Below are 24,685 nucleotides of genomic sequence, written 5' to 3' on the forward strand. Positions count from 1 at the left end.
CCCGGGGCGGGGGACGGTGCGCGTCCCCCGCCTGCGGGCCGCGGGCGGGGGACGCGCGGTCAGACCACGACCTGCGCGTAGCCGCCGTCGGCGAAGAGATCCGCGCCGTTGACGTACGAGGAGTCGGGGGACGCGAGGAAGAGGGCGGCGCCCGCGATCTCGTCGGGGTCGCCCACGCGCCCCAGGGCGACCGCGGCGGCGAACCGGTCGAGCACCGCCTCCTCCTGGCCCTCGGGCAGGACGCCGAGCAGCCCCGGCGTCCTGGTCGGTCCTGGGCTGAGCACGTTGACGCGGAACTGCCGCTCCTTGGCCTGGCGCGCCCAGCTGCGCACGAGGTTGCGCAGGGCCGCCTTGGTGGCCGAGTAGACGTCGAGCCCCGGGTCGGGGCGGGTGGCGGTCGTCGAGCCCGTGACGATGACGGAGGCGCCGGGGGAGAGCAGCGGCAGCGCCTTCTGGAGGGTGAAAAGCGGACCCTTCACATTGGTGGCGAACATCGCGTCGAAGTCCTTCTCCGTGATCTCTCCGAGCGAACCGGCCACGCCGCCGCCCGCGTTGGCCACCAGGACGTCGATGCGTCCCGCGTCGGCGCGCACCCGCTCGTAGAGCGCGTCCAGTTCGGCGGGGTCGCCCGCGTCGGCCCTCACGGGCGTCACCCGGTCACCGAGCTCCGCGGCCGCCGCGTCCAGCGGGCCCTGCCTGCGGCCGGTGAGGAAGACATGCGCGCCCTCCCGGACGAAGCGCCGGACGATCGCGAGGCCGATGCCGCTGCCGCCCCCGGTGACCAGGGCCACCTTGTTCTCCAGTACGCCTGACATGACGGGTGCCTCCATAACAGCTACGTTATTGACCATACGGTCAAATAACGTAGCTGTTATGGACCGTGCGGTCAATTACTCCGGTGGGCCGCCTCCCGCGGCGCGCCCGCCCCCGGCCACCGCGCGCCGGTCAGCTCCACGGCGCGCTCCCACAGGTCGGCGGCGCGCCGCGGATCGCGCGCGGCGCGGGGCACCCGGGCGCGGCCGGGCGCGCCGACCGCCTCGAAGTTGCGTGAGGGGCCGAAGTAGTCGCCCTGGCGCGCGCCGGGGTCGGTGGCGGCCCGCAGCACCGGCAGGGCGCCCTGGTCGGCCCCCTGGTGCAGTCCGGGGACCCGCATGACCAGCGTCGTCGCGTTGACCGGGCGCTTCGTGGTGTCCTTGCCGAAGCGCTTCCCCGTCACCTGGAGGTTCGTGGTGCAGGACCCGGGGTGCGCGGCCGTGCTGGTGACGCCCCAGGACCCCCGCTCGCTCCTGCGGCCCAGCTCGAACGCGAACAGCAGCGCCGCGAGCTTCGACTGCCCGTACGCCCGCATCCCCGAGTAGCGGCGCTGGAGTTGGAGGTCCGACAGGTCGAGCCGGGTGGTCGGGAAGTTCACCGCGAGGCTGCCGAGGTTCACCACGCGGCCGCCGCCGGGCGAGGCGCGCAGCGCGTCGACGAGCCCGGCCGCCAGGGCGAAGTGCCCGAGGAAATTGGTGGCCAGCTGGAGCTCGAAGCCGTCGGGCGTCAGCTCGCGCCGCGGTACGTCCATGATCCCGGCGTTGTTGACCAGGATGTCCACCGGGGTGCCCGCCGCGGAGAGCCGGTGGGTGAAGTCGCGCACCGACGCGAGCGAGGCGACGTCGAGCCGCTCCTGCCCCACGGCGGCCCCCGGCACCTCGGCGCGGATCGCGTCGAGCGAGGCCCTGCCCTTGTCCGCGTTGCGCACCGCGAGGACGACCCGGGCGCCGGCGCGTGCCAGCTGCTTCGCCACCTCGAACCCGACGCCGCTGGTCGCGCCGGTCACGACCGCCGTGCGGCCGGTGCAGTCGGGGACGCTCCACCCCTGCCGGGTCCTGTGGTCGTCCTGCCGTTTCTGGGAACGCTGATCAGTCACTGTGCCGTACTTCCTGTGTGGAGGGTGCCTTCGCGGGCGCGGCCTAGGGCCGGCGCTCCTGGCCCTCGGAGTTCCACTGCGCGAGGAAGCGCAGGGCGTCCTCGGAGGGCGAGCCCGCCGGCGCGCTGTAGCCGACCAGGGAGAGGCCGGGGCTGCCCTCGACCGCGTACACCTGGGCGTCGAGCGTCATGGGGCCGGCGAGCGGATGGTGGTAGGTCTTGCGGCGCAGCTTGGGCGCGCTCACCGACTGGGCGGCCCACCAGGCCCGGAAGCGCGCGTCGCGCACGCTCAGCTCTCCGACGAGGGCCTGGAGCGCGGTGTCCTCGGGGCGGCGGCCCGCCTCCATGCGCAGCGCGGCCACCGACTCCCTGGCCATGGGCTCCCAGCCGTCGCCGAACAGGGCCTGGTAGCCGGGGTCGAGGAACGCCAGCCTGACCAGGTTGCGGCCCTCCTTCGGCAGCGCGCCGAAGTCCACGAGCAGCCAGGTGGCCGCCGTGTTCCAGGCCAGCACGTCCATGCGCCGGCTGAGGACGAGGGCGGGCAGCAAGGGCAGGCCGTCGAGCAGCCGCCGCACGCTGTCGGGCACCCGGTCGTCCGGCGTGTCCTGCGGGTGTGCCGCGTCCCGCGGGGAGGTCCCGGCGACGGCGACGGCGAAGAGGTAGAGCCGCTCGTCGCCGTCCAGGTCCAGCGCGTCCGCCAGGGCGGTCAGCACCGCGCGCGACACGCGCCGCTTGCGGCCCTGCTCGATCCGTACGACGTAGTCGACGCTGACGTGCGCGAGCTCCGCCAGTTCCTCTCTGCGCAGGCCGGGGACCCGGCGCGGCCTGCCGTCGTCGAACACGCCGAGCCGCGCCGGGTCGGCACGCCCGCGCAGCGCGCGCAGGAAGTCGCCGAGCGCCCGGTCGCCCGAGCCCGCGCCCGCCCGGCGGGCCTCGGACCGCGCGGCGGACCCGGACCTGCCCGCGGAGTCCGCGGTGTCCTTCGGGGAGTCGGAATCGGTGCGCCTCATGCCTTCCAGCATGGAACGCGGGGCGGCGATGTGCCTGGTACCCCCGGTCCCATGCGGCGGCCGGCGGCGCGGCCGCCGCGGCGCGCTACGAGCGGCCTGAGACCTGCGTGTCGGGCAGCGGGTCCTCCGGCGCCTCCGCCCGGCTCTCGCGCCGGGTGCGGCGGGCCGCACGGGCGGTGAGGCGGCGGGCCACCGGCTCGGTGAAGCGGGCGCCCAGCGGGCCGAGGATCACCAGGATCAGCACGTACGCGGTGGCCAGCGGGCCGATCCGCGAGTCGACACCCACGGCGAGCCCGGCGATGACGATGGAGAACTCGCCGCGTGCGACCAGCGCGCCACCCGCCCGCCACCGGCCCGCGGTCCTGATGCCCGCCCTGCGGGCCGCGACGTACCCGGTCGCCACCTTCGTCAGCGCCGTCACGGCGGCCAGCAGCAGGGCGGGCAGCAGCACCGGCGGGATGTCGGCCGGGTTGGTGCTCAGTCCGAAGAAGACGAAGAACACGGCGGCGAACAGGTCGCGCAGCGGTGTGAGCAGGCTGCTCGCGCCCTCCGCGACCTCCCCGGACAGGGCGATGCCCACAAGGAAGGCGCCGACCGCCGCCGAGACCTGGAGCTGCTGCGCGATGCCGGCGACGAGCAGCGCGAGGCCCAGCACGACGAGGAGCAGCATCTCCGCGTTGTCCGAGGAGACGGCCCTGCTGATCAGCCGCCCGTGGCGCAGCGCCACATAGAGGACGGCGCCGACCGTGCCGAGCGAGATGAGCAGGGTGATGCTGCCGCCCGCGAGGCCCACTCCCGAGAGCAGGGCCGTCAGGATCGGCAGGTACACCGCCATGGCCAGGTCCTCCATGACGAGGACACCGAGGATGACGGGGGTCTCGCGGTTGCCGAGCCGCCCGAGGTCGCCGAGCACCTTCGCGATGACGCCGGACGAGGAGATCCAGGTCACCCCCGCGAGGGCGACGGCGGCGACGGGCCCCCAGCCGAGCAGCAGCGCGGCCGCCGCGCCGGGCAGCGCGTTGAAGACGAAGTCGATGGCACCCGAGGGGTACTGCGTCTTGAGGCTGCTGACCAGCTCCGACGCGCTGTACTCCAGGCCGAGCAGCAGCAGGAGCAGGATGACGCCGATCTCGGCGCCTGTGGCGACGAAGTCCTCGCTGGCGTCGAGCGGGAGCAGCCCGCCCTTGCCGAAGGCGAGGCCCGCGAGCAGGTAGAGGGGGATCGGCGAGAATCCGATACGGCCCGCGAAGCGGCCCAGGATGCCGAGCGCCAGGACGATGGCTCCGAGTTCTATGAGCAGCGAGGTGTCCTGCACGCGCCTATCCTCCCGCGATCAGTGTGCCGACGGCGTCGACGCCCTCCCGGGTCCCGACGACCACCAGGACGTCGCCGATGGCGAAGCGGAAGTCGGGCGTGGGGGAGGGGAACGCGCCGGTGCGGCGCAGCACGGCGACGATGGACGCGCCCGTGCGGGTGCGCGCCTTGGTCTCGCCGAGCGGGCGGCCCGCGTACGGGGAGTTCTTGGAGACCGGGATGCGCTCGGTGACCAGGTCGATCTCGACCTGCTGCCGCACGGCCCGCAGCGAGTCGGGGGCGAGCACCTCCGCGAGCGCCGCCGCCTCGTCGGGCGCGAGGGTCACCGTCTCCTTGCAGCTGTCCTCGTCCTCCGGGTCGTGGAAGCCGACCGTGCGGCGGCCGTCCAGGTGGACCACGACGGACAGGTGCTGCCCTGTCCCGGTGTCGAGGTCGCACCGCGTCCCTACTCCTGGCAGCGCCGTTTTTCGCGTGCGTGCCGCACCCTTCATCGCCGGCCCCTCTGTTCCGCGTTCAAGAATTGCCCGGGATATCCTAACGAATTGGTCAAGCGTTCGATCCGGGGCGAGGCGGTGGGCAGGTCGCGGCGCGGGCGCGTACCGGGACGCGGGCGGGCGCGCGCTGGGCCGGGACCGCGGTGCGGGCGCGCGGAAGGCCCGTACCGCGGTGCGCGCGTCAGCCCCCGCGGGGCGCCGGCGCGCCGGTGTGTGACGGGAGCGCCGACGCGATGTCCGCGCCGTTGGCCTGAGTGACCTTCCACAGCTCCTGCTGGCGCCCGTGCACGTCGGCGACGGCGCCCGCCTGGTCGTCCAGCATCGACACCGCCAGCTCGGTGAGGCGCGCGCCGAGGTGCGCGTCGTGCACCGAAAGGCCCCAGCCGGGCCGGTCGATGTCCGCGAGGAAGTAGGCCATCTTCGGGTGCGAGATCAGGCTGATCACCGGCGTGCCGCAGCCGAAGGGGATCATCGTCGCGTGCCCGCGCATCCCGATGACGAGCCGGGTGCGGGCGAACACGTCCCTGATGGTGTCGTTGTCCGCGTCGTACAGGGGCACGACGGGCAGCGAGATCTCGTGCTCGCGCCGCAGGTCGAAGGCGACGCGCTCGTCGTCGAGTGCGTGCGCCACGCACTTCACCTCGGCGTGCGCGCCGATCGCCCGTACCGCCTCGGCCAACTGCCCGAGGAAGTGGCCGTAGTCGTGGCCGAAGCGCATCCCCGCGCGGTCGTAGGCCGCGTTGAGCAGGACCGTGTCGTCCCGGCGCGCCGGGTCGCGCCAGCCGTCGACGAGCTGCCGCGTGACCGTCGTCGGGCACGGCTGGTAGCGGACCTTGTCGCGCAGCCCTGCGGGCAGCAGCGCGCGCACCTGCTCGATGGAGCCGTGGTTGCGCAGCCCGAAGAAGTCGGCGCGCTCCACCAGCCGCGTGAGCGAGGTGCGGAACCTGTCGAAGCCGTAGCGCTGCCCGTCGAACGCGTTGAAACCGACGGCGTACACCACGACCGGCACGTCGATCCGGGCGAGCGCGTCGTCCGTGACGTTCCACTGCCAGCCGCTGTTGCCGTTGGGCGCGGTGTCCGGGATGAACAGGCCGCCACCGCCGACGACCAGGCCGCGCCGCCTGTTGACCCGGGCGAGCGCCGCCTCGTCGAACAGCCGGTGCGCGTGCACGGAGTGCCAGCGGCGCGGGCCGCTCTCCGGGCCGAAGGCCAGGCGCACAGACTCCGGCAGCACCTTGTCGCCCGCGTTGCCCTGCTGCGGCATGTAGAAGGCGACGTGCGCGAGCTGCTCGTCCGCCGGCCCCTCCTGGACGGGCGGGCGCGGCGCGCTGCGCTGCCGCATCAGGCGGCTCGCCCGGTGCGTCGGGTCGACGCGGAGGCCGTCCGTCGCGTAGGCGTGCGCCGAGGCGTCGTCGCCGCGCACCCAGGCGAGCTGCGCGAGCCGGCTGAAGGCGCTCGCCGCGCGCGTCGGCACAGAGGTGCCGAGCAGCAGGTGCGCCTCGGCCTCCCGGTCGCGCGACAGGCTCATCAGCGCCCGCCCGTACACCTCGTGCGGCAGGGCCTCGTCCGCGGGGATGTGCACACCGCTGAACGCGTCGGCGGCCTGCTGGTACTCGCCCGCGTCGAGGTGCGCCTGCGCGAGGCGGCGTGCGCCGTCGAGGCTCCCCGTGCGCGCCACGTGCGGGGTGCCGAGGTGCACGGCGAGGTCGTGGTGGAGTGCCTTCGGCAGCGCCAGGTACGCGGCGCGGAACCGGTCGTCCGCCAGCTCGAACGACCGCCAGCACTCCTCGGCGCCCGCGTAGCCGTCCTCCCCGCCCTGCCACGGCTTGTGGCGGCCGGTGAAGTGCAGGACCACCGTGTCCTCGGGGACCGGCAGGTCACCGGAGAGCCGCCGCTTGACGAAGTTGTACCGCGAGTCGAGCCGCACGAAGTCCCCGTCGAGCACCGCGTTCAGGATGCCCTGGTCGTGCTTGTCGAGCTCGTAGTCCCCGCTGCGGCCCACCGCGTCGAGCCGGGCGCAGAACGCGTCGGTGAGGTACTCGCGCTGGATCACCAGCAGGCCGCTGTTGAGCTTGTGCTGCCCGTAGAAGAACTGCGGCACGGCCGCGATCCCCTCGCGCAGCCGCAGCAGTTCGCCGAGGTCGCCGAGTACCACCATGTCGGTGTCGAGGGCGATGACCGTGTCGTAGTCGCGGACGCGGAACACATCGAGGATGAAGTACGCCTTGCGGACGAGGTAGTTGTGCTGATCGCCCTTGACGTATCCGTCATAGCGCTCCGCGTCCACCCGTATCAGCCTGACGCGGGGGTGCAGGGCGCGTATCCGCGCCACGGAGGTCGGGCGCAGGTCCTCGTGGAGGACGAGGAAGTCCTCGCACACCGACGGGTTCGACAGGGCGAGGCTGCGCAGCAGCGCGAGGAAGCCCGGCAGGTAGTTCTCGTCGACGAAGCTCGCGAAGGCGATCCTGCGCCGGCCCGTGAGGTTCCCGGTCTGCGGTGCGGCGGCGGTGCGGGATGCGCTGGTCATCTCAGGGAGATCCTTGTCTCTGTCACGCGGGTGGCGCGCTCCATCACCCAGGCCTTCTCGTCCCGGTACTCGTGCACGGAGGCGATGGGCTGGCGCATGGCCTCCTGGACGCGGTACGCGCCGCTCTCGTAGAAGTCGAAGCCGAACAGGTCGAGCCGCGGGCTGACGTCGAGGAAGTCGAGCAGCCACAGCGTGTTGAAGCCGGTGGTGGGGACGGAGGGCCAGACGTCGGCGCCCACCCTGCCGACGTTCCGCAGGGGCCAGCGCAGCGAGTCGTCGCCCAGGTAGCGCTGTGCCCCCGGCACCAGGCGGTTGCGCAGGGAGTACATCCAGTCGCCCGGGACGCCGCCGAAGACCAGCCGGGTCGTGACGTGCTGGTCCCAGTTGAAGGCGTGCTTGTGGATGGACGCGTGGATGTCCGTGCGCGCGCCGGTCGCCGGCGCGTCGATCCGGTACGAGTTGAAGCGCACCACCAGGTCGTAGGAGTCGATCTCCGCGCCCAGTGAACTGCGGCCCAGGCTCCGCGAGTTGGCGACCAGGCAGATCGACTTGCCGGTGATCAGGCCGCGGAACTCGCCGATGCTCAGCCACTCGGTCCCGCCGAACCCCGGGTCGTCGACCGGGCCGCGTATCCGGTTCCTGCGCATGTCCGCATAGAGGCCCGCCAGTTCGCCGAGGCCCGCGGCGTCGCCGCCCCGCCGCCCGGCGCGCAGGTCGAGGTAGTCGCCCACGCCCTGCCGGAAGTCGTCGGCGGGGCTCCCGTCGCCCGCGAGGGCGAGCAGCGCGCCGACGAGGCGCGGCTCGGCCCCCGCCCAGTCGCCCGCGTCGTGCAGGGCGAGGCCCTCGGCCCAGGCGTCGGTGGCCGGCCCCTTCGCGTACGGGGCCGCCGCCGGGCACGCGCGCTCAAGCAGCGCCACCGCCTCGGCCGCGCGCTCTCCCGCGATCCGCAGCCCCGCGATCTTCGAGGCGATGCCGTAGCCGTCCTCCGAGGTCCGGTCCAGGTAGTTCTGGTACGCGTCGATCGCCGCGCCCTCGTCGCCCAGGGCCTCAAGGGCGCGCGCCCGCAGCCGCCACCCCGCGCGCGAGCCCTTGCGCTCGGTGAGGATCGCGGCGGACATGAGCAGGGCGAGCCGCCGCTCGTCGTCGTACCCGCACTCGAGCGCCTTGCTCCCGGCGTCGAGGAGCGCGTCGAGCAGCCCGGGGGTCAGGGGCCTGCCGCCCGCCGCCTGCCCCGGACGCGCGGCCCGGCGGAACAGGCCGCTCACCGCACCGGAGCCGGCCGCGGCGGGCGCCTCCCGGGAGACCGGGTCCTGCGCGTGCAGGGCGAGCACGGCGCGCAGCCGCTCGGCCAGTTCGCCGCGGCGCCGGTCCAGGCTCGCCACGAGTTTGCCGCTGTGCGCCGCACAGGCGCTCAGGCACTCGGCGAGGGACACGGGCGCCACCTGCCCCGCGGCGGCGGGGGCGGCCGGTGCGCCGCTCCCGCCGCGCGGCCGGGGCCTGGGGTTGCGGGCCATCGTCATGCTGCTCCAAGGTCGCTGCCCCGCCGAGGAAGGTCGTACGGGGTCGCAGCACGCTAAGGAACGCGGACGAAGCCTCGGTGAACGCACGGCGACCGCCCGCGGAACCCGGCGGGCCGCGCCCGCAAAGACAGGGCAATGCCGGGTCGGTCGCGGGGAGTTCGGTGCGGCGCGCGGGGCCCTGTCAGGGGCGCGGGTCCCACAGGCCCGAGCGGCGCAGCGACTGCGGGCAGTGCCTGAACGACTCGTCGATCTCCACCAGCAGCGCCAGGGAGGGGCGTTGGCCCTTCACGGCCATCAGGTCGAAGAACGGCGCCTCGGTGAGGATGCGGGCGCGCCCGTTGATCCGGAGTATCTCCTTGGAGCCCGGCACCAGATGGAGCAGGCCCACGTGCGGGTTGCGCAGGATGTTGCGGAAGCTGTCGCCGCGCCGGTTGCCGGGGCGGTCCGGTATCGCCACCCTCCCGCGGTCCACGACGTGCACGAAGCCGGGGGAGCCGCCGCGGGGCGAGGTGTCGCAGTTGCCCTCGTCGTCGGAGGTGGCGACCACGCAGAACGGCGAGGCCGCGAGCAGCGCGAGGTCGGCGTCGGTGAGGTCGGGGCGCACCTTCTCGATGACGATCGGGTGCGGCGCGCCGCCCAGCAGCTCCGTCAGCTCCTCCTCGGAGCGCAGCTCGGTCCAGGCGGGCGCGGGCGGCGGCGTGAACCCGGGCGCGGGCGCCGGGACCTGGCGCGGCGCGGGCGCCGCGGTGGCGGCACTCGGGCGGGGCGGACGCCCCTGCGCCGTGCTCGCGGGTACGGGGGCCGTGGGGACGGCGGCCGTGGCGGACCGCGGGGGACGGGGCATGGCGGGTGCTTCCGGGGTGGGTGTCAGGGGCAGATCGCCTTTAGGTTAGCCTAACCTGATCTATCCCTCGCGTCGGGTCTCCGTACGGATGGCCCGGCCCCGACACGCCCAGGGGACCGCCGATGCCCCACGTGCTGCCCGCCGCCGCGGCGCCACCGCGCCCCGCGGCGCCCCGCGGCAGGGCGCGGCTGCTCGCCGCGGGGCTGCTGCCGGCGGCCGTGCTGCTCGCGGCGGCCGTCTGGGCGAGCCTCTTCGTCGGGTCGGGGAGCGTCGGCGCGGGCGACGTGGTGCATGCGCTGCTGCACTCCGACGCCCTGGACCGCGGGCAGTTGGTGGTCCACGAGGTGCGTGTGCCGCGCACGGCCGCCGGGCTGCTCGCGGGCGCGGCGCTCGGCCTCGCCGGCACGGTCATGCAGGGCGTGACCCGCAACCCCCTCGCCGACCCCGGGCTGCTCGGGGTGAACGCCGGCGCCTCGGTCAGCGTGGTCTTCGCGATCAGCGTGCTGGGCCTCGCGGAACCCTCGCACTACATCTGGTTCGGTTTCCTCGGCGCGGCACTCGCCGCCGCCCTCGTGTACGGGGTGGGGTCCATGGGCCGCGAGGGGGCGACCCCGCTCAAGCTCGCCCTCTCGGGCGCCGCGGTCAGCGCGGCCCTCACCGCGCTCACCACCTCGCTGCTGCTCGGCGACAACGACACCTTCGAGCAGTACCGCTTCTGGCAGGTCGGCTCCCTCGCCGGCCGGGAGGCGCCCGTGCTCTGGCAGGCCCTGCCGTTCGCGGCCGTCGGCGGCGCCTGCGCCCTGCTGCTCGGACCCGGGCTCAACGCCCTCGCGCTCGGCGACGATGTCGCCAGGGGGCTCGGCCAGCGGGTCGGCGCAGCCCGGCTCGGCGCCGCCGCGTGCGTGGTGGTGCTGTGCGGCTCCGCCACCGTGGTGGCCGGGCCCCTCGGCTTCGTGGGCCTGGTGGTGCCGCACGCGGTACGTCTGTTCACCGGCCCCGACCACCGCTGGATCCTGCCGTACAGCGCCCTGCTCGCACCCGTGCTCGTCCTGCTGGCCGACGTGGCGGGGCGGGTGGTGGCCCGGCCGGGCGAGGTGCAGGTGGGCATCGTGACGGCGGCGCTCGGCGCCGTGCCGTTCGTCCTGCTGGTGCGCTACCGCAAGGCGGTCGAGCTGTGAGCGGCCCGGGCTCCGCCGTGGCGTCCTGCGCGGACACCGCACCTGAGGTCCCGTACGGCGCGGCGGGGGAGCGGCTCGCGGCCGTACGGCGCCGGGTGGTGCGCGCGCGGCGCCGCGGCCTGGCCCGCACCGCCCTGGTGTGCGCGGCGCTCGCTGCCGCCGCGGCCGCCGTCTTCTGCCTCGCGCTGGCGCACGGCGACATGGCGGTGCCGCTGCGGGAGGTGGTCTCCGCGCTCACCGGCGGCGGCGACACCGCCACCCGCTACGTCGTGCTCGACCTGCGCCTGCCCAGGGCGCTCACCGGCCTCGCCGTGGGGCTCGCACTCGGCATGGCGGGCGCGGTCTTCCAGGCGCTGCTGCGCAACCCGCTGGCCAGCCCCGACGTCATCGGGGTGAGCCAGGGCGCCGGCACCGCGGCCGTCCTCGCCTCCCTCGTCTTCAAGGCCGGCGGATTCGCCCTGTCGGCCGCGGCGCTCGTCGGCGCCCTGGCCACGGCCGCGGCGATGTACCTGCTCGCGCGGCGGGGCGGGGTCACCGGGAGCCGGCTCGTGCTGATCGGCATCGGGATCGGCGCGGGGCTCTCCAGCGTCACCTCGTACCTCCTGACGAACGCCCAGGTCACCGAGGCGCAGGACGCGCTGCTCTGGCTCACGGGCAGTCTCAACGGCGCCTCGCTCGACCAGCTGTGGCCGCTGCTGCTCGCCCTCGCCGTGCTGCTCCCGCTGATGCTGCTCGTGGCCCGCCCGCTCGGGGCGCTACGGCTCGGCGACGACACCGCCGCGGGCCTCGGCGTCGGCGTGGAGCGCTCCCGCACCGCCCTGCTGGCCTGCGCCGTGGCGCTCGCGGGCGTGGCGACCGCCGCCGCGGGCCCGGTCGCCTTCGTGGCGTTCGTCGCCGGGCCCGTCGCGCGGCGGCTGGTGCCGGGCGGGGGACCGGCGCTGCTGCCCGCCGCGCTCACCGGCGGCCTGCTGGTGCTGTGCGCCGACTACGCGGCACAGCACCTGCTGTGGTCGAGCCAGTTCCCCGTCGGCGTGGTGACCAGCCTGATCGGCGCGCCGTACCTGCTGTGGCTGCTGGCGCGCTCCTCGTACGGCGGCCGCCGTTGACGCCCGCCCGTACGGCGCCCGCCCCCGGGCGCACCGCACGCCCCTCCTCCCGACATCCGGACGCAGAAGGACCACGATGACCTCGACCCCGCTCCTCCAGGCCCGCGGCCTCACGGTGGGCTACGACCGCCGCGAGGTGGTGAGCGGGCTCGACCTCGATGTCGAGCCGGGCGCGTTCACCGTGATCGTCGGCCCCAACGCCTGCGGCAAGTCGACCCTGCTGCGCACGCTCGCCCGGCTGCTCGCCCCGTCGGCGGGCGCCGCCCTGCTCGACGGGCGCAGCATCCACGCGATGCCGACCCGCCAGGTGGCGGCGGCCCTCGGCATCCTGCCGCAGAGCCCCTCGGCGCCCGACGGGATCACCGTCGCGGACCTGGTCGGCAGGGGCCGCTACCCGCACCACGGCAGATTCCGCCGCTGGAGCGCGCGGGACGACGAGGCGGTCGCCCACGCCCTGCTGGCCACCGGCGTCTCGGAGCTGGCCGAGCGGCCGGTCGACGCGCTCTCGGGCGGCCAGCGCCAGCGCGCCTGGATCGCCATGGCGCTGTGCCAGCGCACGGGCATCCTGCTGCTCGACGAGCCGACGACCTATCTCGACGTGCGCCACCAACTCGACGTCCTCGACCTGCTGGTGGACCTCAACCGGGACCGGGGCACCACGATCGTGGCCGTCCTGCACGACCTGAACCTCGCCTGCCGCTACGCCGACCGGCTGGTGGCCATGCGGGACGGCGCGGTGGTGGCGGAGGGCGCCCCCTCGCGGATCGTCACCGAGGAGCTGGTGACCGAGGTGTTCGGCATGCCCTGCCATGTGGTGCCTGACCCGGCGTCGGGGACGCCGCTGATCGTGCCCGTGGGGCGGCACCGCGTCGGCCCGCGGGACCCGGACACCCCGGGCACGAGTAAAGGTTAGGTTAGGCTAACCTAAATACATGTTCACTCGTGTGCAGCGCCCGACCGCAGGACCCCGCGGACGGTCCCTCCTCAGATCCCTCGTCCTCCCCCTGGCCGCGGCCGCCGTGCTCGCCTCGGGACTGACGGCCTGCTCGTCGGACGGCCCGGACTCCGCGGCCGCCACGGGCGCCCCGTCGGCCGCCGGGGCGCGGGACGCGGCCTTCCCCGTCACCGTCCCAACCAAGTTCGGTGACGTGACCGTCAAGCAGAAGCCCACCCGCGTGGTCGCGCTCGGCTGGGGCGACGCCGAGACGGCGCTCGCGCTCGGCGTCCAGCCGGTCGGCGCGAGCGACTGGCTCGCGTTCGGCGGCGACGGCGTCGGCCCCTGGGCCAAGGGCATCTACACGAAGAAGCCCGAGATCATCGGCACCCTGGAGCCCGAGTACGAGAAGATCGCCGCGCTCAGGCCCGACCTGATCCTCGACACCAAGGCGAGCGGCGACCAGAAGCGCTACGACAACCTCAGCAAGATCGCGCCCACCGTCGACGTCCCCAAGGGCGGCGACCAGTACAAGACCACCTGGGACCGGCAGACCCTGATGGTCGCCGACGCCCTCGGGCTCAAGGGCAAGGGCGCGCGACTCGTCGCGGCCGCCAAGAAGAAGTTCGAGAAGGCGGCCGCCGCGCACCCCGAGTTCCACGACAAGACCATCACCGTCGGCGCGCTCAGCGGCGCAGGGTACGGCGCGTACGTCAGCGGTGTGGACCGGGTCGACTTCGTCCAGCGCCTCGGCTTCCGCAACAACCCCGCCATCGAGAAGCGCGCGGGCGCCGCCTTCTCCGTCAGCGTCTCGCGCGAGAACCTCAACCTGCTCGACGCGGACGTCCTGCTGATGACGACCATCGGGGTCCCGGCCTCCAAGATCACCGGGGACCGGCTCTACCGGGCGATCCCCGGGGTGAAGGCGGGGCACAGCGTCGTCATGGACGACAGGAACGTCAGCCAGGCCTTCGCCACGGACTCCGTGCTCTCCATGGACTACGCGCTGAGCAAGGTCGTACCGCTGCTCGCGGGGGCCCTTGCCACGTGACGCCGCGCCGGGCCTGAGCCCGGGGCGCCCGTGGGGCCGCCGCCCCCGAGTGGGGCGGCGGCCCCACGGGGTTCCCGCCGCCCGCCATGGCATTCCTCACCCGGGGTGCGGGGATCGGGGCCCGCGGCGCACACGACTTCCTCGGGGACGCCGGTGAGAGAGCCGGCGCACCTGACGGAAGGCCGAGGAACGTGACGAGTGAGCTCGGGGTGACGGCTCAGGCACCACCACCGACAGCGGGACCGCAGGACGCGGGCCCCGGCCCGGCGCCCGGCGGCGCCGGCACCGCGCCGGACGGCCCGGTCCCGGAGCGCGGCGGCCCGGCGCTCCGGCAGGCGGTGCGCCCGCTGCTGCTGCGCCTGCACTTCTACGCCGGGGTGTGCGTCGGCCCCTTCCTGCTGGTCGCCGCCGTCACCGGACTCGCGTACACCACCACTCCCCAGCTCGAACAGGCCCTGTACCGGCATGAGCTGACGGTGAGCCCGGGGCCGGGGAGCCTGCCGGTCGCCGCGCAGGTGCGGGCGGCGGCGCACGCGGTGCCCCGTGGCACGCTCCAGTCCGTGGAGCCGGCCGCCACCCCCACGGCGAGCACCCGCGTCGCGTTCGGCGTCCCCGGCCTGCCGGACGGATACAGCACCACCGCGTTCGTCGACCCGCACACCGGCAATGTGCTCGGCACTCTGCGCACCAACGGCGACTGGCTGCCCGTACGCGCCTGGCTCGACAGCCTCCACCGCACCCTCCACCTCGGCGACTTCGGCCGCAACTACAGTGAACTGGCGGCTAGTTGGCTCTGGGTGGAGGTGCTGGGCGGCCTGGCGCTGTGGCTCGGGGCGCCCCGGCGCTCCCGGCGGCTGCGCCGCACACTGCTGCCCCGCGGGGGCGGCGGCCGCCGCCGTACCGCCTCCTGGCACGGTGCCCTGGGCCTGTGGGCGGCCGTCGGGCTGCTCGGACTCTCCGCGACCGGCCTGACCTGGTCGCTCCACGCGGGTACCGCCATCGGACAGATCCAGGACGCGCTGCACGGCTCGACGCCGGCGGTGGCGAAGGACCTGCCGCACCGGGCACCGGCGCCCGGCGCGGCGGGCTCCCGGGACGTGGGCATCGACGGCGCGCTCGCCGCGGCCCACCGGGCCGGGCTCTCGGGCCCCCTCGTGATCACACCGCCCGCGCGGCCCGGTGTGGCGTACGAGGTGAAGGAGAACAAGCGGTCGTGGCCCGAGGGCCAGGACTCCGTCGCCGTCGACCCCGCGACCGGCCGCGTCACGGCCCACCTGCGCTTCGCCGACTACCCCGTCCTCGCCAAGCTGACCCGCTGGGGCATCGACGCGCACATGGGCCTGCTGTTCGGGCTCGCCAACCAGATCGCCCTCGCGCTGCTCGCCCTGTGCCTGATCGCCATGGTCCTGCTCGGCTACCGGATGTGGTGGCGCCGCAGGCCCACAAGGGGCGGCGGGCGAAGGCTCCCCGCGCCGCCCGCGAGGGGAGCCTGGCGCAGACTGCCCGGCCGGGTGCTCGCGCCCGCCGCCGTCGCGCTGTGCGTACTCGGGTACTTCCTGCCGCTGTTCGGCATCCCGCTTGCGGTCCTCCTCGCCGCGGACGCGGCGACGGGCGCCGTACGACGCCGGAGGGCGGCCCTGTGATCGCGGCGGCCGGACTGCGGTGGCTGCTGACGCTCGTGTTCGCCGCACTCGCCGCGTACGCCGGATGGCGCGCCGCCGTCCCGGGGCCCACGGGCGGCCGGAGGCAGGACGCCACCGAGCGCGTCGCGCACGCCCTGCACGCGGTGATGGCGGTGGCCATGGCCGTGATGGCGTGGCCCTGGGGCATGGGCCTGCCGGCCGCGCCGCAGGTCGTGTTCTTCGCGCTCGCCGGCGCCTGGTTCCCCGCCGTCGCGCTGGTACGTGCCCGGCGTACGGGACTCGCCCGTGGCCTGCGGCACGCCCTGCCGCACGCGGCGGTGATGGGCGCCATGGCCTGGATGCTCGCCGCGATGGCGGCAGGGGACGCACCGCGCCCCGGCAGCGCAGGCGCCATGGCGGACATGCCGGGGATGGACATGTCGGCCCCGGGTGCCACCGCCTCGATGACACTGCACGGGACGGACGGCGCCGTGGCCGCCGTGCTCGCCGTGGCCTTCCTCGCCCTCGCGCTGCGCCTGCTCGCCCGCGGCTTCGACCTGGCGCGCGCCGCACCCCGCCGGGCGGGGGAGGGCGCAGCCGGCCCGGCACGCGCGGCGGCGGACGGCACCGCGTCCGCCGCCTACGACCTCTCCTGCCACGGTGTGATGGCGCTCGGCATGGCGGTCATGCTGGCCGTGCTCGCCTGAGTACCGCCACCGCCCCCGGTCGGCCACCGCCGGGGGCGGTGGCCGACGCCGTCATCGCGCGCCGGGTCCGCAGCCCGGGTCCTGCGCGCCGGGCCCACCGGACGCGGGCTCGTCGAGCAGGGCGGCGAGGCAGCTGCGCGCCCTGGCGACGCGCGAGCGCACCGTGCCCACGGGACAGGCGCACACCGCGGCCGCCTCCTCGTAGGGCAGCCCGAGGACCTGCGTGAGCAGGAACGCCTTGCGCCGCTCCGCGGAGAGCGCGCCGAGCAGTTCGCGCAGCACGACCAGGTCCTCCACCGGGGTGAGCGTGCCGTCCTGGCGCTGTTCCGCGAGGAGTTGCCAGTCCTCGCGGTCCGCGAGGCGCGGCCGGGCCGCCGCGCGTCTGATGCTGTCGGCGACCACCCGCCGTGCGATGGTCAGCATCCAGGTGCGCACGGAGGAGCGCCCCTCGAAGCGGCTGAGGCTGCCGAGCGCCCGCAGGAGCGTGTCCTGGGTGAGGTCGTCGGTCGCCTGCGGATCGTCGGCGAGGTACGCGACGTACCGCCGGATGTCCCGGTGCACGGCGCGCACCAGGTGGTCGACGGCGTCGTGGTCGCCGTCGCGCGCTGCCAGGGCCCAAGCGGTCATCGACGCGTCGCTCGGCCTCGGTGGCGCGTGGAGAGCAGGAGTCATCGTGCTGCTTCCTTCGCAGGGATCCGGGCGGCGGGCGCAGGGGTGCGCCGCGCCACCGCGGTGTCGGGGGGCCGCCGTACGGGCACGGCGGGGTGCCGGGGCCGCGGTGGCGCGGCGCCGGATGACGCGCTGTCAGGCGACAGCCGACCGCGCGGGCGGCCCCCTCGTGATGACGCAGTAGGTGAGCAGCAGCGGCCGCGGCGCGGCGGGCTCGTGCGGGACGGCGCAGCCGGGGCGCTCGGGCACCCGGGCGCTGTGCGGCGCGGGCAGGTGGAGCGGGGCGCGCAGCCACTGGGCGACCACCCGGGCGAGACGGAACGCCGCGCGCTCGCCGTGCGCGAGCCACAGCCCGCACACCAGGGCGGCGAGCAGGTGGGCCGCGAGCATGCCCGTGCCGGACATGCCGTGCGGCATCGGGGCCATGCCCGTTTCCATGCCCGTCCCCATGCCCATGCCCATGGACGACGTGGACGACCCGGAGGGCATGCCCGCCATCCCGGCCATCCCCGGCATGCCCGCCATCGCCGCCGCCCCGCCGGGCGGGGGAGCGGACAGGTGGTCGCCGAGCCCGGCGTCCACCACGATCCGGGTCGCCTCACGCGGGGTCAGGGAGCGCATGTCGAGGCCGCAGGTCACATACCGCGCCCACTGGAGGGAGAACGACGGCGGGGCCGTCGACGGCCCGGTGACGGCCTGCGCCAGGGTGAAGCAGGTGTGCAGGGCCGCCTGCGCCGCCACGGTGAAACCCACCACCCAGGGCGTGGTGCGCTCCCGCCCCGCGCAGCACCAGGCGGCGGACGCCGTGCCGAGCGCGGCGCCCGCCAGGGCCCACCAGGGCAGCGGCAGGCCCGACATCAGCACATGGCCGAGCGCGCCGAGCAGCACGCAGACGGCCGCGAACACCGCGGCCCGCAGCGCTCGTACTCCGCTTCCGGCAGGCATGGTGGCCCTCATGGTGCCACCCGCCGCGTCCGCGCACGGCGCCCGGGTGGCCGCCGTGCTCCACCCGTACGGGTGTGACCCGCGCGACAGGAGAGCACGGGAACCCACCGGTGGCGCGGGCCGACTACTGATACGGAACGGGCCTCGCGGTGCCGGTGGAGCAGGCGCCCGCCGCCTCTTCGCCCGCCCGGCACCCGGTGTGCGCTGCCGTGGCCCGTACTCCGCAACCCGGCCCACCCTCAACCCTGTTGACTCCTCCTCCCGGTCAGGAACTCCTGTGGCGCTCTCACCTCCCACCCCGGCCGCGCGACCGCGACGGCCCGTCCCCGCCGCCGCGCTCGCCCCGCTGCTCGGCTTCGTGGTCCTGCTGGCCGCCGTCTTCGCGGTGTCGTACACGGCCGGCGCGGCCGCAGGACCCGCCGCCCCCGGCTGGCACCGCACCGGGGGCGGCGGCCCCGGCGCGCCGGGCGGCGGCGCGGGCGGCATGGGCGGGATGAGCGGGATGGGCGGCTCATGACGGGGCGTGGGACGGCCGGGCCCGAGGCCCGTACCGCAACGGACCTCGCCGTGACCGGGATGACCTGCGCCGCGTGCGTGTCCCGGGTCGAGAAGCGGCTCGGGCGCCTCGACGGGGTCAGCGCCACTGTGAACCTCGCCACCGGCACCGCCCGGGTCCTGCACCCCGCGGCGACCCCCGCCGACGACCTGGTCGCGGCCGTCGAAGGCGCCGGGTACCGGGCGGAGGTACGGCGTCCCGCACCGCCCGCGGAGCCGGACGGCGGCGCCCGGGACGGCTCACCGGAGGCCGCGGCGACGGCGCGGCTCGTACCGGTCGCGCTGCTGGCCCTGCCCGTGCTCGTCCTGTCCATGTCGACGGCGCTCCAGTTCAGGAACTGGCAGTGGCTGTGCTTCGTCCTCACCGCGCCCGTCGCCACCTGGGGCGCCTGGCCGTTCCACCGCGGCGCGCTGCGCGGGCTGCGCCACTCGGCCGCGACCATGGACACCCTGGTGTCGCTCGGCGTCGCCGCGTCCTTCTGCTGGTCCGCGTACGCGCTGTTCCTGGGCGGCGCGGGCGCGCCGGGCATGCGGATGCCCTTCTCGCTCCTCCCCTCGGCCGGTCCCGGGGACCCCGGCACCTCGCACCTCTACCTGGAGGCCGCCGCGGGCGTCCCTCTCTTCGTGCTGCTCGGGCGGGTGCTGGAGGGCCGCGCCCGGCGGGGGACGGGGCAGGCGCTGCGGGCGCTCGCCGCCCTGACCGTGCGCAGTGTCCGCCTCCTCGACGGGGAGGGCCGCGAACGCCTCGTAGACGCATCGGAGTTGAAGGTCGGCGACAGGTTCACCGTACGGCCGGGCGAGCGGATCGCCACGGACGGGACCGTGGTCGAGGGGCGCAGCGCCGTCGACCTGTCCCTCGTCACGGGGGAGAGCGAGCCCGTCGAGACCGGCCCGGGCGACGGCGTGACCGGCGCCGCAGTCAACGCGGGCGGCCGGCTCGTGGTACGGGCGACCGCGGTCGGCGAGGACACCCGCCTCGCCAGGATCGCCCGGCTGGTCACCGAGGCCCAGGCGGGCAAGGCGCGCGCCCAGCGCCTCGCCGACCGCGTCGCCGGAGCGTTCGTGCCGTGCGTCGTCGCACTTGCCGTCACCGTCCTCGGGTTCTGGCTCGGCGCGGGGGCGTCCCCTGAGTCCGCCGTCACCTGCGCGGTCGCCGTCCTCGTGGTCGCCTGCCCGTGCGCCCTCGGGCTCGCCACGCCCACCGCGCTCCTCGCCGCGAGCGGCCGCGGCGCCCAGCTCGGCGTCCTGGTCTCAGGACCCACGGCGCTTGAGACGCTGCGGCGCGTCGACACGGTCGTGCTCGACAAGACCGGCACCCTCACCACCGGGCGCATGGCCGTCCTCGCGGCCACCGCCGACCCGGCGGGCCTCGGGGAGGAGGCCGCGACGCGCCTCGCAGGAGCGGTCGAGGACGCCTCCGAGCACCCGGTGGGCCGGGCGGTCGCCGCCCGCGCCCGCGGGCTCTCACCCGGCGCCGCGCTGCCGCGCGTCACGGACTTCGCCGCCACCCCGGGCGCCGGGGTGCGCGGCACGGTGGAGGGCCGCCGCGTGGCGGTGTACGCCGCGGGCCGCGGCCTGCCGCCCGAGCTCGCCAGGGCCGGGGACGCCGCCGAGTCCCGCGCCCACACGGCCGTGGCCGTCGAGGTGGACGGCAGGCCCGAACTGGTCCTGGAACTCGGCGACGTGCTGCGCCCCGGCGCCTACCGCGCGGTCGACCGGCTGCGCCGCCTCGGCCTTTCCGTGGTCCTCGCCACCGGCGACCTGGAGGGCCCGGCGCGCGGCGTCGCGGACCGGCTCGGCGTCACCGAGGTGCACGCCGGGCAGAGCCCGGAGGACAAGGCCCGTCTCGTACGGGAGTTGCGCGGACGCGGGCACCGCGTCGCCATGGTCGGCGACGGTGTCAACGACACCGCTGCGCTCGCCGCCGCCGACCTCGGGATCGCCCTGGGCAGCGGCACGGACGCCGCGGTCGGCGCTGCGGACGTCACGCTCGTGCGGGAGGAGGGGATCGAGGCGCTCGCCGACGCCTTCGCCCTGGCTCGCAGGACCGTGGCGACCGTACGGGCCAACCTGCTGTGGGCGTTCGGGTACAACGCCGTCACCCTGCCGCTCGCCGCGGTCGGCCTGCTCGACCCGATGGTCGCCGCCGCGGCCATGTCGGCGAGCTCGGTCCTGGTGGTCGCCGGCAGCCTGCGCCTGCGCACCTGGCAGCCGGGCCCGCACCGCCCGCCCCGCGCGGCCCTCGGCCCCCGCGCCCGCACCGCGGGGAGGCGCGCGTGAGGGGCGACGCGCTCCGGCGCGCGGCGCGCCGTGCCCTCGGAGCCGCGTCCCGAGCCCCGGGAGCCGCGCGCCGGGCCGCCGGGGCGCTGCGCGCCGCCGTCGCGCCCGTGCTGTGCTGCGGGCTCGCCCTGGCCGGCCTCGGCGCCTGGTCGGCCGGGGGCCACGCGGCCAGGCCGAGCAGGGTGACGGTGTCCGAGGGGACCGTCTACCGGCCGCCGCTCGACGCCCGCACCACCGCCGCGTTCTTCCGCATCGACAACACGGGCCCGGCGGGCGACACCCTCGACGCGGTGAGCTCGCCCGCCACGGGCCCCGCGGCGCTGACCCGGACGGTGCTCGCCGACCACGCGGGCACCATGCGCATGGGGGAGCCCGTCCGCGTCCCCGCACACGGCTCGGTCCGTATGACCGCGTACGGCCAGGACGTCATGGTCAGTCTCCGCCGGATCCCGAGGCTCGGCGAACACCTGCCGTTCACCCTGCACTTCAGGTACGCGGGCGACATCAGCGCCGAGGCTGTGGTGGTACGCCCGGGCGGCGGCGCCGCGAATTAGAAACGGAAGTCGTTTTCATATAGCCTCTCCTGACGACCTCAGGAGGTGCCGCATGGCCGTGCCCAAGCGCAAGATGTCCCGCAGCAACACCCGCCACCGCCGCGCGCAGTGGAAGGCGGAGACGCCCCAGCTCGTCCCGGTGACCGTCGACGGCGTGGTGCACCGGGTGCCCCAGCGCCTCGTCGCGGCGTACGAGCGCGGGCTGCTGCGCCCGGACGGCTGACGCGCCCGCTCCCGGGGCGGCCCTGCGCCGCCCCGGGCCGGGGCCCGCGCGGCGGCTCAGCGCAGGAAGACCGAGCCCAGGTCGTCCACGTACCAGTCGAGGCGGTCGCCCCGCAGGGCGCGCCGCAGAAACGGCCAGAGGCCGGGCGCCACCCACTTCCTCGCGTCCGTGGTGTGCTCCTGGAGCCACACGTCCGTACGGTCCGAGCCGCGCGGGAGACCGAACCGGTCGCCCTTGCCGTTGTCGCCGAAGAACAGCAGGTCGCTCCCGGCGCCCGCGCTCTCCCCGATCCCGGCCGCCGGCCACACCACCGCGTGCCCGAACGGGCCGACGACCCCGTCGCTCTCCCGCAGCAGGGCGTGCAGCGACGGCGGCAGCGGACCGCCGACGGCCTCGGCGAGCGCCGCGAGCGCCGCCTCGCCCGCGGGCGGGCCCGGCCGGGCGCCGGGGAAGCCGCCGATCATCTCACGCCATGCCGTGCCCAACCCCGCGCCGCCTTCCCTCTCCGCCGCGCACCCGCAGCGGTCCCGCCAGGTCACCGCAGCATAGCGCCGGGCTGCGGCAGCCGGACGACCCGGTGGGCGACGCCCAACTGCCGCGTGGATCAGGCGGGTTGGCGCAGCCGGTCCAGGCCGGTCACCGACCCGGGATCCCCGTCGAGCCCCGCGCGCAGCCGCAGCGCGATGCCCTCCCGCAGCCCCCAGGGGCACACCGGAAGCTCCTCGATCCCCGCGGCCCCCATCAGCGCATCGGCGAGCAGCGCCCCCGCCAGGATGTGCGGGGCCCGCGACCTGGAGACCCCCGGGCGTTCCGCGCGCTCCTGCCAGGTCATGGCGGCCAGCTCGGGCAGCGCGGCGCGCAGCCGCTCCCGTACCAGCACGGGCTCGCCGGCCGCGGCACCCGCCTCGGCCGTGGTGGCGGCGAGCTGCGCGAACACCCGCGAAGCACCCACCCGCGCCGTCCCGGCGGGCAGCGGCCCCAGCCGCTCCAGCAGGGCGGGCAGCTCAAGCGCCAGGCGGCGGCGCAGCCGCGCCACCTCCCCGGCGCCCGGCGGGTCGCCCGGCAGTGCGGCCAGGGTCAGGCGCCGGGCCCCGAGCGGCGCGGACACCGCGCTGCGGGCCCTCGGCCCGGTGCCGAAGGCCAGTTCGAACGTCCCGCCGCCGATGTCGGCGACGAGCAGGGGCGCGTCCCGCCCCGGGCGTCTCCAGGCCCGCGCGCCCTCGTAGGTGAGCCCGGCCTCCTGGCGCGGGCTCAGCACCCCGAGCCGCACGCCGCTGGCCGCTGCGACCCGCGCGAGCACCGCCTCGCGGTTGGGCGCGTCCCGCACCACGGACGTCGCGAAGGCCACCATCTCCTCGGCGCCGTGCTGCGCCGCCGTCTCGGCGGCCCTGCCCACCGCCTGCACCAGCCGGGCCATCGACTTCTTCCTGATCCGCCCGTCAGGACCCACCTCGCGGGAGAGCGACACCTTGTGCTTGACGGTCACCGACTGCCTGGGGGGCTTGCTCCTGCGCAGCTCGACCACGTCCACGTGCGCCGACGTCGAGCCCACGTCCACCACCGCGACACGCATCACGCCGTACCCCCTCCAGACCGCGGAAACACCCCATTATCCGGTGCCGGGCCGCGCCTACCCGGGAATCATGTGCCGCTGTCGTACGCAAGCATGCGATCTTCGACACACGGCAGCCGCCGCCACCGGCCGGATCGCGCGCGCCCCGCGCCCCGGTGATACTGGCCCCGCCGCCGACCCGCGCACCCGGGCTGCCCCCGGCGAAGGCCCGGCGAACCCCCGAAGAGAGGAGGAGCGCCATGCCGCTCCAGCCCGCAGACCCCGTGGTCGCCAGATTCGTCGAAGCACTCAACTCCGGTGACCGCGCGGCCTTCTCGGCCGTGCTCACCGACGAGGCGACGATGTCGGACGACGGCACGGAGCGCGACCTCGCCGCCTGGACCGAGCGCGAGATCTTCGGCGCCTCCGGCCACCTCGAGGTCGAGTCGCAGTCCGACGACGGCAGGTCGCTCGTCGCCGACTACTCCAACAGCACCTACGGGCACATGCGCACCCGGTGGTCGTTCACCGTGCGCGGCGACCGGATCAGCCGGTTCGAGACCGGACAGGCGTGACGCGTTCCCGCCCGCGCCTGCGGTGCGGTGCGGGGCCCGTCCTGCCGTAGCCCGGACGGACGCGTGCGCTCGCCGGGCGGCGGGCGGCGGGTTCCACTGGGGGCGACCGCCGCACGGGGCCGTGCCCCCGCCGTACCCGCCGTCCCGCTGTACCCGCCGTCCCGCCGGACGTGCCGAGGAACGCCAAGGAACACGGAGTCCCCATGCCGCTCCCGCCCCGCACCGTCCGGCCCCGGCTCGCCGCCGCACTGGCTGTCGGCGCGCTCGCCGTCGCGGGCTGCTCCGGGGGCGGGGGCGGCGGCGGTGCGTCGCCCTCCGCCCGCCCGCCGTCGGCGTCGTCGGCGCCCGCCGCGGGCGGGCACACCATCACCGTCGACGACTTCAGGTTCGCGCCGTCCAGGCTGACGGTGAAGGCCGGGACCAGGATCACCGTCACCAACAAGGACACCACCGCCCACACGGTCACCGGCACCGGCAGCGGGAAGTTCGACACCGGGCACATCGCGCCCGGCAGGACGGCGTCGTTCACGGCGCCCCGCACGGCGGGCTCCTATCCGTTCGACTGTTCCATCCACCCCTTCATGAAGGGCACACTCACGGTCAACTGAGGGAGCTGCCATGAGAGATGACATGAGAGCGGGACGCTTCCCGCGCGGCGCCGCCCGAGTGCTCGCCGCCGCTGGGCTCGCCGTCGACGCCTATCTGCACGCCCATCTCGCCGACCGCTACGACGCCGTCAGCGAGAGCATCAGCCAGGGCACGCTCTTTCGCATCGAGGCCGCGCTCGCCGCGCTCGCCGCCCTGCTCGTCCTCGTGTGGCGGCGGGTGCCGGGCGACGTGTTCGCGTGGGCCGTCGCAGCGGGCGGCCTCGCCCTGCTGCTGATCTACCGCTACGCCGACGTGGGCACCCTCGGGCCGTTCCCCGACATGTACGAGCCGGTGTGGTTCCGCGACAAGACCCTCACCGTCGTCGCGCAGGCCGTCGCCGTGCTCGCCACCGTTTTCCTGTTGCTGTACCGGCCGCGGCGGACCAGGCCGCGGGGCGGCAGGCACGCCGCGTACTGACCCGGCGCCGCGCGCGAAAGCGCGCCCAGGTGGCGGAGCAGGTGACTCCGGT

25 protein-coding genes are annotated in these 24,685 nt (G+C 75.6%); 13 read left to right on the forward strand and 12 right to left on the reverse strand.

Annotated elements, in window-relative coordinates; all coding sequences use genetic code 11:
• Positions 1-59 precede the first annotated feature (59 nt).
• The 8 genes from AB0910_RS10455 to AB0910_RS10490 all read right to left on the reverse strand — a co-directional run bounded on the left by AB0910_RS10455 (position 60) and on the right by AB0910_RS10490 (position 9,617).
• On the reverse strand, positions 60-815 hold the full coding sequence (locus AB0910_RS10455) for an SDR family oxidoreductase (RefSeq protein ID WP_366744137.1): 756 nt from the start codon (positions 813-815) through the stop codon (positions 60-62).
• Between the two features lie 71 nt (positions 816-886).
• Complete coding sequence (locus AB0910_RS10460; RefSeq protein WP_366744138.1) at positions 887-1,909, reverse strand: SDR family oxidoreductase; 1,023 nt, start codon at positions 1,907-1,909, stop codon at positions 887-889.
• Between the two features lie 43 nt (positions 1,910-1,952).
• Complete coding sequence (locus AB0910_RS10465; protein ID WP_366744139.1) at positions 1,953-2,918, reverse strand: helix-turn-helix transcriptional regulator; 966 nt, start codon at positions 2,916-2,918, stop codon at positions 1,953-1,955.
• Between the two features lie 85 nt (positions 2,919-3,003).
• Positions 3,004-4,233, reverse strand: a complete 1,230-nt coding sequence (locus tag AB0910_RS10470; RefSeq protein ID WP_366744140.1) for a cation:proton antiporter — start codon at positions 4,231-4,233, stop codon at positions 3,004-3,006.
• A 4-nt stretch (positions 4,234-4,237) separates the two neighbouring features.
• Positions 4,238-4,723 (reverse strand): TrkA C-terminal domain-containing protein, encoded by a 486-nt coding sequence (locus AB0910_RS10475; RefSeq protein WP_366744141.1) that lies wholly within the window; start codon positions 4,721-4,723, stop codon positions 4,238-4,240.
• Positions 4,724-4,907: 184 nt separating this feature from the next.
• On the reverse strand, positions 4,908-7,253 hold the full coding sequence (locus tag AB0910_RS10480) for a glycosyltransferase (RefSeq protein ID WP_366744142.1): 2,346 nt from the start codon (positions 7,251-7,253) through the stop codon (positions 4,908-4,910).
• Complete coding sequence (locus AB0910_RS10485) at positions 7,250-8,773, reverse strand: glycosyltransferase family 29 protein (protein WP_366744143.1); 1,524 nt, start codon at positions 8,771-8,773, stop codon at positions 7,250-7,252. The genes AB0910_RS10480 and AB0910_RS10485 overlap by 4 nt, the downstream gene beginning before the upstream one ends.
• A gap of 181 nt (positions 8,774-8,954) precedes the next feature.
• Complete coding sequence (locus AB0910_RS10490; RefSeq protein ID WP_366744144.1) at positions 8,955-9,617, reverse strand: MSMEG_1061 family FMN-dependent PPOX-type flavoprotein; 663 nt, start codon at positions 9,615-9,617, stop codon at positions 8,955-8,957.
• Between the two features lie 122 nt (positions 9,618-9,739).
• Between AB0910_RS10490 and AB0910_RS10495 the strand changes: the two genes are divergently transcribed.
• From AB0910_RS10495 to AB0910_RS10520, 6 genes are all read left to right on the forward strand, one after another.
• The gene (locus AB0910_RS10495; RefSeq protein WP_366744145.1) at positions 9,740-10,795 is read left to right on the forward strand and encodes an iron ABC transporter permease; all 1,056 of its coding nucleotides are present in this window, start codon (positions 9,740-9,742) and stop codon (positions 10,793-10,795) included.
• Between the two features lie 95 nt (positions 10,796-10,890).
• A complete protein-coding gene (locus tag AB0910_RS10500; protein ID WP_366744299.1) occupies positions 10,891-11,901 on the forward strand; it encodes an iron chelate uptake ABC transporter family permease subunit in 1,011 nt (336 codons plus the stop codon).
• Positions 11,902-11,977: 76 nt separating this feature from the next.
• Positions 11,978-12,814, forward strand: a complete 837-nt coding sequence (locus AB0910_RS10505) for an ABC transporter ATP-binding protein (protein WP_366744146.1) — start codon at positions 11,978-11,980, stop codon at positions 12,812-12,814.
• A gap of 19 nt (positions 12,815-12,833) precedes the next feature.
• The gene (locus AB0910_RS10510) at positions 12,834-13,886 is read left to right on the forward strand and encodes an iron-siderophore ABC transporter substrate-binding protein (RefSeq protein WP_366744147.1); all 1,053 of its coding nucleotides are present in this window, start codon (positions 12,834-12,836) and stop codon (positions 13,884-13,886) included.
• A gap of 191 nt (positions 13,887-14,077) precedes the next feature.
• Complete coding sequence (locus AB0910_RS10515; RefSeq protein WP_366744148.1) at positions 14,078-15,529, forward strand: PepSY-associated TM helix domain-containing protein; 1,452 nt, start codon at positions 14,078-14,080, stop codon at positions 15,527-15,529.
• Positions 15,526-16,215, forward strand: coding sequence for a DUF5134 domain-containing protein (locus tag AB0910_RS10520; RefSeq protein WP_366744149.1), 690 nt, complete (start codon positions 15,526-15,528; stop codon positions 16,213-16,215). Before AB0910_RS10515 ends, AB0910_RS10520 begins: the two co-directional genes overlap by 4 nt.
• A gap of 51 nt (positions 16,216-16,266) precedes the next feature.
• Here the strand turns inward: AB0910_RS10520 and AB0910_RS10525 are convergent, their stop codons facing one another.
• Positions 16,267-16,887, reverse strand: coding sequence for a sigma-70 family RNA polymerase sigma factor (locus AB0910_RS10525; protein ID WP_366744150.1), 621 nt, complete (start codon positions 16,885-16,887; stop codon positions 16,267-16,269).
• Positions 16,888-17,019: 132 nt separating this feature from the next.
• The gene (locus AB0910_RS10530; protein ID WP_366744151.1) at positions 17,020-17,829 is read right to left on the reverse strand and encodes a hypothetical protein; all 810 of its coding nucleotides are present in this window, start codon (positions 17,827-17,829) and stop codon (positions 17,020-17,022) included.
• Between the two features lie 277 nt (positions 17,830-18,106).
• Here AB0910_RS10530 and AB0910_RS10535 point away from each other — a divergent pair, with 277 nt between their 5' ends.
• Genes AB0910_RS10535 through rpmF form a run of 4 tightly spaced genes read left to right on the forward strand, consistent with a single transcriptional unit; the run spans position 18,107 to position 21,441 of the window.
• Complete coding sequence (locus tag AB0910_RS10535) at positions 18,107-18,346, forward strand: hypothetical protein (protein ID WP_366744152.1); 240 nt, start codon at positions 18,107-18,109, stop codon at positions 18,344-18,346.
• Positions 18,347-18,405: 59 nt separating this feature from the next.
• Entirely contained in the window at positions 18,406-20,664 is a 2,259-nt protein-coding gene (locus AB0910_RS10540) for a heavy metal translocating P-type ATPase (RefSeq protein ID WP_366744300.1), read from the forward strand.
• Positions 20,661-21,218 (forward strand): copper chaperone PCu(A)C, encoded by a 558-nt coding sequence (locus AB0910_RS10545; RefSeq protein ID WP_366744153.1) that lies wholly within the window; start codon positions 20,661-20,663, stop codon positions 21,216-21,218. The genes AB0910_RS10540 and AB0910_RS10545 overlap by 4 nt, the downstream gene beginning before the upstream one ends.
• 52 nt (positions 21,219-21,270) lie before the next feature.
• On the forward strand, positions 21,271-21,441 hold the full coding sequence (gene rpmF / locus AB0910_RS10550) for a 50S ribosomal protein L32 (RefSeq protein WP_366744154.1): 171 nt from the start codon (positions 21,271-21,273) through the stop codon (positions 21,439-21,441).
• 56 nt (positions 21,442-21,497) lie between these two features.
• On the opposite strand, the gene AB0910_RS10555 is transcribed toward rpmF, so the two are convergent.
• Together AB0910_RS10555 and AB0910_RS10560 are read right to left on the reverse strand one after the other, a co-directional pair.
• Positions 21,498-21,926: an SMI1/KNR4 family protein gene (locus tag AB0910_RS10555; protein ID WP_366744155.1), complete on the reverse strand. Its 429-nt coding sequence runs from the start codon at positions 21,924-21,926 to the stop codon at positions 21,498-21,500.
• Between the two features lie 119 nt (positions 21,927-22,045).
• Positions 22,046-23,014 carry a Ppx/GppA family phosphatase gene (locus AB0910_RS10560; protein WP_366744301.1) on the reverse strand — a complete coding sequence of 323 codons (969 nt, stop codon included), beginning with the start codon at positions 23,012-23,014 and terminating at the stop codon, positions 22,046-22,048.
• A gap of 239 nt (positions 23,015-23,253) precedes the next feature.
• Between AB0910_RS10560 and AB0910_RS10565 the strand changes: the two genes are divergently transcribed.
• From AB0910_RS10565 to AB0910_RS10575, 3 genes are all read left to right on the forward strand, one after another.
• The gene (locus AB0910_RS10565) at positions 23,254-23,568 is read left to right on the forward strand and encodes a nuclear transport factor 2 family protein (protein ID WP_366744156.1); all 315 of its coding nucleotides are present in this window, start codon (positions 23,254-23,256) and stop codon (positions 23,566-23,568) included.
• A 203-nt stretch (positions 23,569-23,771) separates the two neighbouring features.
• A complete protein-coding gene (locus AB0910_RS10570; RefSeq protein WP_366744157.1) occupies positions 23,772-24,176 on the forward strand; it encodes a cupredoxin domain-containing protein in 405 nt (134 codons plus the stop codon).
• A gap of 10 nt (positions 24,177-24,186) precedes the next feature.
• On the forward strand, positions 24,187-24,633 hold the full coding sequence (locus AB0910_RS10575) for a hypothetical protein (RefSeq protein WP_366744158.1): 447 nt from the start codon (positions 24,187-24,189) through the stop codon (positions 24,631-24,633).
• The last annotated feature ends 52 nt before the right edge of the window (positions 24,634-24,685 follow it).

It is taken from the genome of Streptomyces sp. NPDC047002, assembly GCF_040704505.1.
Lineage (GTDB): Bacteria > Actinomycetota > Actinomycetes > Streptomycetales > Streptomycetaceae > Streptomyces.